At 48.7% G+C, this 12,250-nt stretch carries 8 protein-coding genes; 5 read left to right on the forward strand and 3 right to left on the reverse strand.

Annotation, left to right across the window (positions count from 1 at the left end):
- Positions 1–31: 31 nt before the first annotated feature.
- On the reverse strand, positions 32–1,105 hold the full coding sequence (locus tag ACFPK9_RS08895; protein ID WP_377094508.1) for a CNNM domain-containing protein: 1,074 nt from the start codon (positions 1,103–1,105) through the stop codon (positions 32–34).
- Between the two features lie 293 nt (positions 1,106–1,398).
- On the opposite strand from ACFPK9_RS08895, the gene ACFPK9_RS08900 reads away from it, so the two are divergent.
- The 5 genes from ACFPK9_RS08900 (at position 1,399) to alaS (ending at position 7,814) form a co-directional block, all read left to right on the forward strand.
- Complete coding sequence (locus tag ACFPK9_RS08900; protein WP_377094509.1) at positions 1,399–1,665, forward strand: DUF4212 domain-containing protein; 267 nt, start codon at positions 1,399–1,401, stop codon at positions 1,663–1,665.
- Positions 1,666–1,728: 63 nt separating this feature from the next.
- A complete protein-coding gene (locus tag ACFPK9_RS08905; RefSeq protein ID WP_377094510.1) occupies positions 1,729–3,552 on the forward strand; it encodes a sodium:solute symporter family protein in 1,824 nt (607 codons plus the stop codon).
- A 99-nt stretch (positions 3,553–3,651) separates the two neighbouring features.
- A complete protein-coding gene (locus ACFPK9_RS08910) occupies positions 3,652–4,383 on the forward strand; it encodes a DUF4339 domain-containing protein (RefSeq protein WP_377094512.1) in 732 nt (243 codons plus the stop codon).
- Positions 4,384–4,410: 27 nt separating this feature from the next.
- Positions 4,411–4,845, forward strand: coding sequence for a hypothetical protein (locus ACFPK9_RS08915; protein ID WP_377094513.1), 435 nt, complete (start codon positions 4,411–4,413; stop codon positions 4,843–4,845).
- Positions 4,846–4,985: 140 nt separating this feature from the next.
- The gene (gene alaS / locus ACFPK9_RS08920) at positions 4,986–7,814 is read left to right on the forward strand and encodes an alanine--tRNA ligase (protein WP_377094514.1); all 2,829 of its coding nucleotides are present in this window, start codon (positions 4,986–4,988) and stop codon (positions 7,812–7,814) included.
- A gap of 341 nt (positions 7,815–8,155) precedes the next feature.
- Here alaS and ACFPK9_RS08925 read toward each other — a convergent pair whose 3' ends face one another.
- Both ACFPK9_RS08925 and rnr read right to left on the reverse strand, forming a co-directional pair.
- Positions 8,156–9,475: a hypothetical protein gene (locus ACFPK9_RS08925; protein ID WP_377094515.1), complete on the reverse strand. Its 1,320-nt coding sequence runs from the start codon at positions 9,473–9,475 to the stop codon at positions 8,156–8,158.
- Positions 9,476–9,872: 397 nt separating this feature from the next.
- The gene (gene rnr, locus ACFPK9_RS08930) at positions 9,873–12,029 is read right to left on the reverse strand and encodes a ribonuclease R (RefSeq protein ID WP_377094516.1); all 2,157 of its coding nucleotides are present in this window, start codon (positions 12,027–12,029) and stop codon (positions 9,873–9,875) included.
- Between the last annotated feature and the right edge of the window lie 221 nt (positions 12,030–12,250).

A 12,250-nucleotide genomic window follows, 5' to 3' on the forward strand; every position in this document is an offset into this window, starting at 1 on the left:
GAGTCGACAACTCAAATCGAAATCATTCAGTTTATTTACTGCCAGTATCTTCCTCCATCCCCATCGACTTCGCACGCTGAGCCCACAGCTTTCTAGCCAAAACCTGCATGTCTTCATTGCGATCCGCCTCGTCTACAATCTCCATTCCTAATAATGTCTCAACGACGTCCTCCATAGATACCACGCCATCCATTCCACCAAACTCATCCACCACTAACATCAAATGCTGCTTTTTCTGTGTCATTGTTTTGAAGACCTCATAAATCGAATCCTGACCAGATGCGGCCATGATGGGACGAATAAAATCCGCGAGCGTTTTGTCGATATGCCCACCACTGAGTTTTGCTAACATCATGTCACTTTTAAGTACAAATCCCGTGATATGGTCTCTATCTTTCTCAAACACAGGAACGCGCGAAAATGGCTTCAACATGGAATCCTCTAGAAAATCATCCACCGTGTTCGACTGGCGCATCGCATAAACCACCGTCCGAGGCGTCATGATGTCTCTCACCTTAGTCGACTGAAACAACAAGAGATTCTTAAGAATCAGGCTTTCCTCATTCTTAAGTTCACCTGACTGGCTCACGATGTCTGCCATCGCGGCCAACTCAGCCTTACTCACACCAGATCCATGTCCGCCACCACCAACCAACTTGGTAATCATTTTCAGAACCGGTAATGGCCACGGAGGCAGGTAGGTCAGCACCCAAATCATTATGCGTAAAATGTAAGTTGTTGGAGCCGCCAGCTGACGCCAAAGCTTCGCGCCTAATGTCTTTGGGATAATCTCTGAAAGAATCAAAACTAATAATGTAAGCACACCCGCAAAGATCGCCTCGCCAGTGTCATTATACAGCACCTTCCACTGCGCACCCGCTCCAGCTGCACCCATCGTATGGGCAATCGTATTCAGCGTCAGAATAGCAGAAAGCGGCTCGTCTACCTCCTCCTTCATCTTCGCTAAACGATTCGCATACTTCTTACCGGAGGTCAGTTCGTGCTGAATAAATCCAGGTGTGATCGAAAGCAAAACAGCTTCCAGTACGGAGCACAAAAAAGACACCCCCAACGCCAATACAACATAAAATACTAGTAATCCCATCTCAGTAATTATCTATGAGCCTTAGTGATTTTTTGGGGACTAACAAAAGAAAAGAGCGCTGCGCAGCGAGCGCGTTGAGTCGGATTATAATAAGGATGCACGATAGTTTGATTGATCTAGGGGAAAATAGCACGGGTCTAACTTGACTCAAGTTTAAAGGAACAACCATCCGCTCTTGTAGTGAAGCAATTTGTCCACATGGCCTACGCTCAATTACATTTGCCACATTTCCTTCCTTGTCATGAAGATGACTAACACATAGCAATGGTAGATTACTAAATTTCTCAAACCCTATGAAAGTTGATCATCCACGCCGTCACCGCGCTGCCTGCCTCCGCCTCGTACTCGCACTTCTCGCCGTCTGGTTCTTTGTCAGTCTCGGGTGCGGCGTTCTTTTTCGAGATTGGTTAGACATGAATATGCCTAACATCGGCACTGCTCCTTTCGGCTTTTGGATGGCCCAACAAGGCTCCATCATCACCTTCCTCCTCATCCTCGTCGTCTATGCTTGGGGAATGAATAAACTCGATAAAAAACACGGCTACACCGAAGAAGACTAAGCACCATTCTAACACTTTTTCGATTATCTAACTGCTTTTTTCTAATTTCCACCTCTAAAACTCGTGTCCCAAGACCTTCTCAACTTCATCTTCATCGGCATCACTTTCGCCGTCTACATCATCATTGCCGTACGCTCTCGCGCCTCTTCCACTAAGGAATATTACACTGCAGGCGGCGGCGTTTCTCCATTTGCCAATGGCATGGCCACGGCTGCCGACTGGATGTCTGCCGCTACCTTCATTTCCATGGCCGGGACTGTAGCAATCAGTGGTTACGATGGCTCCCGCTTCCTCATGGGCTGGACCGGTGGCTTCGTCCTGCTAACCGTCCTCATGGTTCCCTACCTTCGGAAATTCGGTAAAGCCACCGTGCCTGATTTTGTAGGCGACCGCTATTACTCCAAAGTCGCCCGAGCCGTCGCCGTTGTCTGCGCCATCTTCATCTGCATGACCTACATCATGGGGCAAATGCGCGGAGTCGGGGTCGTCTTCTCTCAGCTCTTCGGCATCAGCATATCCGCCGGTGTCATCGTCGGCGCCGCCATCGTTTTCTTCTACGCGGGTCTCGGCGGCATGAAAGGCATCACCTATACTCAAGTCGCCCAATACTGCGTCATGTGTTTCGCCTACACCATCCCCGCCATCTTTATCTCAATGGCCCTCACAGGAAATGTCGTCCCACAGTTCGGCCTCATTGGCGAATACACTGCTGGCGGAGTTGAGCCCGTCCCCTTCCTAGACAAACTCAACAACATCAACACTGAACTTGGCTTCCAAGAATACACCTCGGGTAAACTCTCCACCGTCAACATGTTCTGTATCACCGCCGCCCTGATGTGTGGCACCGCTGGCCTGCCACACGTGATCGTCCGATTCTTCACCGTGAAAAACGTCAAAGCCGTGCGCAAGTCAGCCTGCTGGACACTGCTCTTCATTGCCGTCATCTACCTTACCGCTCCTACCATCGGAGCATTTTCTCGGGTCAACCTCATCGAAAAACTCCACAACACTTCCTACACCGAAGCCCCGAGCTGGCTCGCTGAATTTGAAGCCACTGGCCAAATGGCATGGATCGATAAAAATGACGACGGAAAAATCCAATACTACGGCCCCGCCAAATCCGACTCTAACAGCAATTCCGTCTTCCAAGGCTCAAAGCCGGCCTATCCAACCGCGGAGTCGCCCGAAGATCAGAAAGTTGGCATCCACGGCGAACGTCTCTTAGCGAACAAAGCAGACACCTCTAACCCAAATGAACTCTGGTTCGGCAATGACATCATGGTCATGGCAAACCCATCCATGGCCAGCTTACCTATGTGGGTCATCGCGCTGCTCATGGCTGGCTGCATCGCCGCGGCACTCTCCACTGCTGCCGGACTCCTCCTCGTCCTCTCAACCTCGATCTCACACGACTTGATGAAAAAAATCGTCAAACCTGACCTCAGCGACAAAGAAGAAGTCATGTACGCGCGCTTGGCCTCCTTTGCCGCACTCGCAGTAGCGTCCTTCTTCGGTATCAACCCTCCATCCGAGTTCATCGCCAAGACCGTAGCATTCGCCTTCGGCCTCGCCGCATCCTCCTTCTTCCCGACGCTACTCATGGGCATTTTCTCTAAACGGGTCAACAAACAAGGAGCCATCGCAGGCATGATCTCAGGCATCGCCTTCACCCTCGGCTACATCCTCTACTTCCAGTTCTGGGGCGGTACCACCGATCAATACCTCTGGGGAATCACCCCCGAAGGCATCGGCTGCCTCGGCATGCTCATTAACTTCGCCGTGACCTTCATCGTCTCATCCCTCACCCCACCACCACCAAAAGAAATCCAAGAAATGGTCGAAAGCATCCACATCCCAAGCGGCTCCGGCGAAGCCAGCCACCACTAACACCTCTATCAGAAATCGTTGATAAACTTGATTTTTCAATTGGCAGACTAACAGAACGTTCTTTAAAACGGCCTCGTTCATTCAAGATCGTTTTTTCTGATGCAAATCTACCCATGGTATTACACTCACACTGGCAAACGTCATGGTCCCGTATCTAATGATCAAATCCGAAAACTCATCATTGAGCGTAAAATTCAACCAGACACTTGCTTGCTCTGGCAAGAGGGAATGCACTCTTGGATTCCGATAAAAGATATCGATGAATTTCAGGCTTCACTCGACCTTATTCAGCGAATGGACCAAAAACAGCATGTATCTTCCTCAAAAGATGGCCAAATTTTAACGAGAGCCTTAGAAACCCGCAGATCCCAACATAAGACCTCTCTTTTTTCAAAACACGCTCACTTTTGGCTCACTTTCCGAATACTTACAGCAGCAATCCTCTTGGCATACACATGGGCATGGTTGAATCAATATGCTCAACCTCACTACCTATACTGTGCACTACCTACAATCTTTGTCATACTTCTATTCGCGGGTCCAAAAGAAGAGTGCACGACCGGTGAGCGCCTCCTCGTAGCTAGCGCTTCTATCGGCAGCTACCTTTATGCCAGTTATCTTGGTTACCTAACTAACTTCGGTGCTGTAGTAGGTGAAAACCTCTGGCTGAGCTCACATATTAATCATATCTACTCCTATTTTATCCATATGTTCCAATCCCTGGATGGAATGCAAACCTGCACAATTCTACTAACCTTCTTCTTACCATTTCTATGGTTAGGGAGCTTCTACTCACTATTATTCGAGCTCTCAACTCGTAGTAGATGGTAGACACCACTACAAAACTCAGAAAATTCAGTGAATACTCTATCAAAAATATTTCTCAGCATCTTTCTAATAGGAATCGCTCTATTCTGCTTTTACGTAAAATATGACGGTCTGCGTGACTATGTAATTCAAGCCGACAAATATGCTGAAATTGTCAAACGCGGAGCATCCAGCATGGAAAAAGCCACTGGCGTGACATCAGCTCACAGCACTGCTGAAGAATTACGGAGTCTCTCCGACGAGTTGAGAGAAATGAAAAAGACCATGAGGCTCTCCCCTATTTCTAATGATGAAGCCAAGGAAAAACTCCAAACCCAATGGAGTAAACTTGACCGAGCTTACATCAGCATTCAGCAGTCCATTGATCGCATTGAACACAATCCCGAAATGACTCAGATTCTCGAGAAGCCGGTCAACGATTTCCTAAAAGCAGCCGATGACCTCGTCGGCCAGAGCGTCTACTAGTTTTCTAGGTAAACACCAGCCCCAGAAAACCCTTGAAACTCAGCCGCTGAACACCTACTCCCTCGGTCATCAAATCGACTTTCGAGCCACCGCTCGGCCGCTCGCCAATTTTTATAAATAGATAAGGGACAATCAATCTCATGACCGCTAACGAAATCCGCCAATCATTTTTCGACTTCTTCAAGGAGCGTCAGCACACCCTCGTGCCTTCCGCTTCCTTGCTTCCACAGTCCCCTGGCCTGCTCTTCACCAATGCGGGAATGAACCAGTTCGTCCCCTATTTCCTCGGTACCGAAAAAGCTCCCTACAGCCCGCCACGTGCGACCGATACCCAAAAGTGTATCCGCGCCGGCGGTAAGCACAACGACCTCGATGATGTAGGCTACGATACCTACCACCACACCATGTTCGAAATGCTCGGTAACTGGTCGTTTGGTGATTATTTCAAACCAGAAGCCATCCAGTGGGGCTGGGACCTGATTGTCGAGCGCTGGGGCTTCCCTCCTGAGCGCCTCTACGCCACCGTCTATCGTCCAGACAAATCACTCGGCGATCCATCCGAATTCGACCAAGAAGCCTACGACCTGTGGGCGAAACTCTTCGAATCCAAAGGGCTCGACCCAGTCAAACACGTCGTCGATGGCAACAAGGCAGACAACTTCTGGATGATGGGTGACACCGGCCCATGTGGTCCATGCTCCGAGCTCCATGTCGATCTCACACCGAATGGCGACAGCGAGGGCAAGCTCGTCAACATGGACTCCGACCTCTGTATCGAGATCTGGAACCTCGTGTTCATTCAGTACAATGCTGAAGCCGACGGCACATTCCGCGACCTCCCGTCCAAGCACGTCGACACCGGCATGGGCTTCGAACGCGCATGCTCGATCTACCAAGGCACTAAAGGTTTCACCGACTTCTCAAAAAAGCCAACCAACTACTCCACAGACCTCTTCACCCCGCTCTTCAAAGCCCTCGAAAAGATTTCTAACAAGAAGTACCAAGACATCTACCCTGAGTCCGTAGAAGTAGATAAATCGACCCTCTCTGTGGAAATGAAAGAAGCAGTCGCCTTCCGCGTGATCGCCGACCACATCCGCACCCTTTCCTTCTCCATTGCCGACGGCATCCTACCTGGCAACACTGGCCGCAACTACGTCCTCCGCCGCATTCTCCGCCGCGCCGTTCGCTACGGACGCACACTCGGGTTCACGGGCGAAACTCCATTCCTGCCACAACTTGTCGACACCCTCGTCGACCAGATGAAACATGTTTTCCCAGAAATGGAAACCCGCCGCGACGCCATTAAAGAAACTCTGACGCGCGAAGAAGAATCCTTCAACCGCACCCTCGACCGCGGGCTCGGCATGTTCGACGCCGAAGCTGAAAAAGGAAAAATCTCTGGCGACTTCGCCTTCGAACTCTACGACACCTACGGTTTCCCGATCGATCTCACCGAGCTCCTCTGCCAGGAGCGTAAACTTGAAATCGACATGGATGGATTCGAGAAACGCATGGACGAAGCGCGCACCCTTTCCCAAGCATCACAGAAGAAAACGATCGTCCGCGCCCTCGACATCTCCTCAGACGTCGAAACCAAATTCACCGGCTACGATGAAGACTCCAGCGAGGCAAAAATTCTCGAAATTCACGAAAGCGACGATGCCCTCCTAGTCATTACCGATCGCTCCCCATTCTACGTTGAAATGGGTGGCCAGCTCGGTGACACCGGTATCCTCACCCCCTTCAAAGACGGTGAGTTTGGCGATGCTATCGAGGTGCCTTCAGTCCAGAAAATAGGCCAAGCCATCGCGCATGAAGTGGCGAAAGATGCCAAGATCTCCATCGGTGACACCATTGCTCTCACTGTCGACGCTAAGCGCCGCCGCCGTATCGAAACCCACCACACCGCAACACACCTGCTGCACTGGGCACTTCACGAAGTCGTCTCGACAGACGCTACTCAACAAGGCTCACTCGTGACCACTGACCGCCTCCGCTTCGACTTCACCTCCGGAGCGCTCACCCCTGAGCAAATTACCGAAATCGAAGTCAAGGTGAATGAAAAAATCGCCGAGAACTCTGGCGTATTCTACAATGAAGTACCACACGCCGACGTCAAAGACCGCGAAGACATCATGCAGTTCTTCGGGGATAAGTATGGCGAAATAGTCCGCGTGGTCCAAATCGGCGGCAACGAGCTCGGGCTCGACGGCTACGCTATGGAACTCTGCGGCGGTACTCATCTCGATAACACCGCTGACATTGGCATTTTCAAAATTAAATCCGAAAGCGCCATCGCCTCAGGCGTACGTCGCATCGAAGCCGCTTGCGGAATCGCAGCTTACGATTGGGCTCGGAGCATTATAGAGAAAAACGGCCACGAAGAAGACGAACTCCGCTCCAAACTCGAAAAAATTAACGAAGGCCTCAAGACTATCGGCTCAGAAGAAGTACACTACCCTCTCGAAGCGCACCTCATGCCAGCAATGCTAGCAGAAGCCTCCTTTGAGACAGTCAACAACACCTTTAACAAGTCGCTAGCCTACACCCAGGGCCTGCGCGACACTGTCACCGCAGCCGATAAGAAGCTCAAAAAGGCACAGGCTGGTGCCGCAGCCGCCATGGCAGATGCCGCTCTCGTGGAGCTATTAGAAAAAGGAGGCAATATCGCAGAGATCTTCGAAGGCCCAGCAAACATGCTACAGGAACTGCTCAACGGCCTTAAGAAAAAACAATTCACCGGTGCAGGCTTCATGATCGTCGATGACGGTTCACGCCTTCACCTCGGTGCCTTCTGTGGTCCAGACGCACAAGCTGCAGGCCTCCAAGCCGGTAAACTCATCCAAGAACTCGGCCCCATCGCTGGCGGCAAAGGCGGCGGCAAACCCGATCAAGCACGCGGTGCCGCACCAGAACGCGACAAAGCCGGCGACCTCCTCGCAGCCGCGAAAACCAAACTCGGCTAAATGGGTAGGACGGCTTCGCCGAAGACGTCACTTCCACAAACCATCTCAATCACAAAAAAAGGTTGATAGATTTTTCTATCAACCCTTTTTGTGTAATCTAATAAAGTCATTGCATCATTCCCACAGCTCAAGCACTATCCTAGCTTGATCGAAACCCAACGGACTTCTCTCTCCCAGCCCCATAAAATTGGCAAAGCTTACAACATGAGGGCTCAATGCGTAATTTAGCAACAACTCTGAAAGCGTTGCGGCATAGAACCATCCCCCAGCATCTCTAACAAAGAAAGTGAACTATGGGTCACCGGACATGGAGGAGCGATTGATTCACCTATCGCTATGCATTAACGGCCAAGCTTAATTTCTTTCGCCTCCTGATAGATCGATTTTACGTACTCAATCTCAGCTTCTTTGCGCCCCATCTCTCGGAGAACATTAATCAATCGGCCCTCACTTGAATATATAGGCGAATCACCGAGAATTGCTTTCATAGCAGATTCTAAGTAGTGATCAAAACTTGTAAAACTCTGAATACTCTTACCCAGTCGATCCGCAGCATCACTATATCTAAGTGCAGCTCCAGCAATTTCAGCCATCAATACATCACGGTTGGATGATTTGTTTAATAAAGCTTCGTTGAATCCAACTCCACCGAATTCTTGTCTAGTCAACTTATCTATGACCTCGCTGTACTCATTATCAGTAAGATCTGTAGATTCTAACACATCATTTAGCCAGGAGGATGCTTGTTCCTCAGTTGCTGAATTGACATAGCCTTGAATCATTTCTGGATACCCATTCCCTAGAATCGAATATGGTTTTTTGTACAAGTACTCTTGATAGAACTCAAACGCCTCTTCTGGATCTCTCTTGACCCATTCCGTTAATAAATTATTAGGTATAGCACTTAAAGTATTCTGAGAGTTTTCAATATTTGAAACCATGCTAACTAATGACCCTGCGAAAGTTCGGAAATCAAACTGATCAGCAAAGCCCATATTTCCTGATATAGCAGAGCGGCCTACACTAAGGTGCCCTAAAAAAAACAACGCGTCTTCTGTTGAAATATCTTTCGTATTCAACATCATTGATCCAGCCAAAGCAGCCCTTCCGTCGGAGCTCAGAAGTTCACCACCTTTCTCAAAAAACTCTTGCCTATTGTCAGGCTGTTTTTTCTGAAATTTTCTACGGAGCCGATCTACTATAATTGAGTCAGCAGTCATACTATTACACTCTCTTGTTACCCACTCCATCATTCCCTTCTCATCTCTCTCAGCAAATTCAGAAAGCAACGCCATAAAAAGCCATTCTGACTCACTATCCAATCCATCTACGATACTCACATTTGCCATAAGTGCCCTTATCCCATTTTTGATGTCTTGCTCTGTCATGCTATCAATCATTTTAGAACTCTGATTGGGTCGCAAAGTACGCATATCTTTGACGCGTCTCGCCATTACACTCGGATCAGAGCCAAACTTCTTATCGCTCCTATTTATACGTACATTCCTCACTTTCTCCTCTGGCATCGAAGCAACACCCTTATCCTCCGCAGTACAAATTACATAAATGAACATGGTGGATAAGCCTACCACCAAACCTTCAAAAAACTGTCTCGATAAGATCACTCTGAAGATTAAATGTTTTGCAACATAAACTAACAAGTAGAAAGCTTACCGCTCCTAGCCCCATGTCACATGAAGTCACCACATCCTCAGTCTTTCCCAACACTGAAAGTATTGCTGCATGGCCAATCTACATTTAATCCCACAAATACCTCTCCTCAAACTGAACTGCATTCTTCTCGTGAATTTCGATCCGACAAATGAGGAAGTCGATCTTTCGTCGATAAAATCGATATGAAAATAAACGCGTGATAAAGGCTAAGAGATAACACCCTAATAATTAAACGCTAGACTCTGATCGACAAAGCCATCGACCTCCTCGCAGCCGTGAAGGATAAGCTCGGCTAGCAACCTTGGGCGGCCTCGATAACCGCCCCCATACTTCAAAAAAAGCCTCTTTGATTCTAATGATCAAAGAGGCTTTTCCTTTAAAACCTTATGCAGGAGCGAGGGCTGCTCGCTTTGCTCCACGCTTTCGGGCTCGGCGCTTTCGTGGAGCTCTCTCTGAACGACGCTTGTTAGACGACAGTGTGAAGTCGAGGCGTTGCTTGTCAGAGTCTACTTTGGCGATCACAACCTGCACTTCATCTCCAAGCTTAAAGAGACGTCCTTGGCGCTGCCCTCTCGCAATATTTTTGGCTGGATCAAATTGATAGAAATCGTCTTTGAGCTGTGAGAAAGGAATCATTCCTTTGAGTCCCAGCTCGGAAACACTGATTGAAATCCCGATGTTTCTCACTTCCGTGACTAGCGCGGTGTAAGCTTGACGCTCTTTAGTTTCTAACTGTGCACTCAAGAAGGAATAGAGCTTCAAGTTTTTGCTATCGCGCTCAGCATCCGTGGAATTGCTCTCTTTGTCCGTAATGTGAAGAGCGATGTCCTCCATGTTGATTTCTTGTGTTTCACCGAACAAACTACGATGGACCACAAGATCCGCATAACGACGGATCGGCGATGTGAAATGTGTGTAGAATGTTTTGGCTAAGCCGTAATGCCCTTCTGGTTTTGCAGCGTAACGAGCTTTCATCAGCGACCTCAGGAAGCCAATTTTTAATACTGGACCAATAGGGTGCTCGTGCAATCTCTTGAAGAGTTTTTGCACTTCGCTTGTCTTCGTGAGATCTCCGCATTGGATACCATGCTTGCGTACTTCCGTGCGATACTCTGCGAGCCTTTCACAATCAGGTTCTTCATGCACGCGATGCAAACTGGGACGTTTCAATTTTTGCAAATGTCTCGCAACAGATTCATTGGCCAAAAGCATGAATTCTTCAATCAATTGGTGTGAAGCATCGTAATCGACAGCTTCAAGTTTTTTAATTTTTCCTTCAGCATCTAAATGGATCTTCGTTTCAGGAAAATCCATATCTAACGAGCCCGCTTGAATACGACGCCGTCTAATTTTTGCAGCCAATGTATTTGCACTATGCAGCATCTGCTCTAACGGATTACTTGGATCATTCTCGATGACATCCATCGCTTGCTCATAGCTGTAGCGCTGTTTTGAATGAATGACTGCCGCATAAAAGCTTGAACGAAGTACTTTCCCTTCGTCCGTAATCAGAAACTCCACACACTTCGTTAAGCGATCTACATGCGGCATCAAGGAGCAAAGATGGTTGCTCAGAGCCTCTGGTAGCATCGGAATCACGCGGTCTACCAGGTAGGTCGAGTTCGCTCGCAGTTGCGCTTCTTTATCAATTGCTGAACCAGCTTTTACGTAGTGAGAAACATCTGCAATGTGCACGCACAATTTCCAACGGCCTTTTCCTGCGCGAGTGAGCGAGAAGGCGTCATCGAAGTCCTTTGCATCAGCAGGATCAATGGTGATGACTGGATGCGAACGGCAATCTGTACGGTCTGTGAGGTCCTTCTTCGTGACTGTAGAACCCAGTCGCTTTACCTCTTTGAGAACTTCCGGTGGAAACTCAGCCGAAAGATCATACTGACGAAGCACGCCTACCATGTCCACACCTTTGCCATTGGCTGGCCCAAGTGTTTCCATAATTTCTCCCTGTGGAATATCACGAGCAGAGCTCCACTTTTTAAGTGCTACAAGGACCTTATCACCGAGTTTAGCGCGACCTTTTTTAGGAGGAGCGACTTGGAATGGCTGGGATATGCGTGAATCATCAAGAACCACGAAATACGAGGAATCCCTACGCTCTAATGTGCCAACAAATTTCGTGCGCTTGCGCTCGAGCACAGCAACCACAGCCCCTGTAGGTCTACTGTTAGAACGGGAACCTTGAGAATGAGCGCTCAGCTTCACCTGTACACGATCTCCATTGAATGCCGTGCCTGTTTGGCACGCTGAAATGACGATTTCCTCTGCATCTGGATTATCTGGCTGAACGAATCCACGCCCTTGGGCCGTGATTTGAATTCGTCCGGTGACTCGGTTTTTGTCCTGAGCGTTGGTCGAAGTATTTTGCTTGATTGCTCTGGATCCGTGCGCTTTCCCAAGCTTCGCAGTTGGTGCTTTGAGCTGAGGTTCAGCTGTTTGTCTGAGGCCTAAAGTCGTAAGTAATTGATTAAAATGGGAGGGCTTGTGGCTGCGTTTATTCAACACAGTCATGATGGAATGTTTCATTGATTGGGTGATTTGATCTTGGAAGCCTAGCTGATGTAGCTCCAAGAAAAGTTGGGTGCAGAGATCTAGTGCTCTGGCTTGAATTCAGCCCGGTACGAGTCGAAATAGATTCAACTAGTTAGCAATGCGCTCTAGCAACTTTATCTCGCGCAAAGGGCTGAAAAATCAGCGATATTGGGTACTCCTTAAACTAAAAAATCAGAGCAAATAACCGTGAAAGA

The organism is Rubritalea spongiae (assembly GCF_042652385.1).
GTDB classification, from domain to species: domain Bacteria; phylum Verrucomicrobiota; class Verrucomicrobiia; order Verrucomicrobiales; family Akkermansiaceae; genus Rubritalea; species Rubritalea spongiae.

What these genes read in the sequence shown, in the direction of transcription:
- ACFPK9_RS08895 (WP_377094508.1), bottom strand. Translation starts at nt 1,105, where the DNA reads ATGGGATTACTAGTATTTTATGTTGTATTGGCGTTGGGGGTGTCTTTT.
- ACFPK9_RS08900 (WP_377094509.1), top strand. Translation starts at nt 1,399, where the DNA reads ATGAAAGTTGATCATCCACGCCGTCACCGCGCTGCCTGCCTCCGCCTC.
- ACFPK9_RS08910 (WP_377094512.1), top strand. Translation starts at nt 3,652, where the DNA reads ATGCAAATCTACCCATGGTATTACACTCACACTGGCAAACGTCATGGT.
- alaS (WP_377094514.1), top strand. Translation starts at nt 4,986, where the DNA reads ATGACCGCTAACGAAATCCGCCAATCATTTTTCGACTTCTTCAAGGAG.
- rnr (WP_377094516.1), bottom strand. Translation starts at nt 12,029, where the DNA reads ATGAAACATTCCATCATGACTGTGTTGAATAAACGCAGCCACAAGCCC.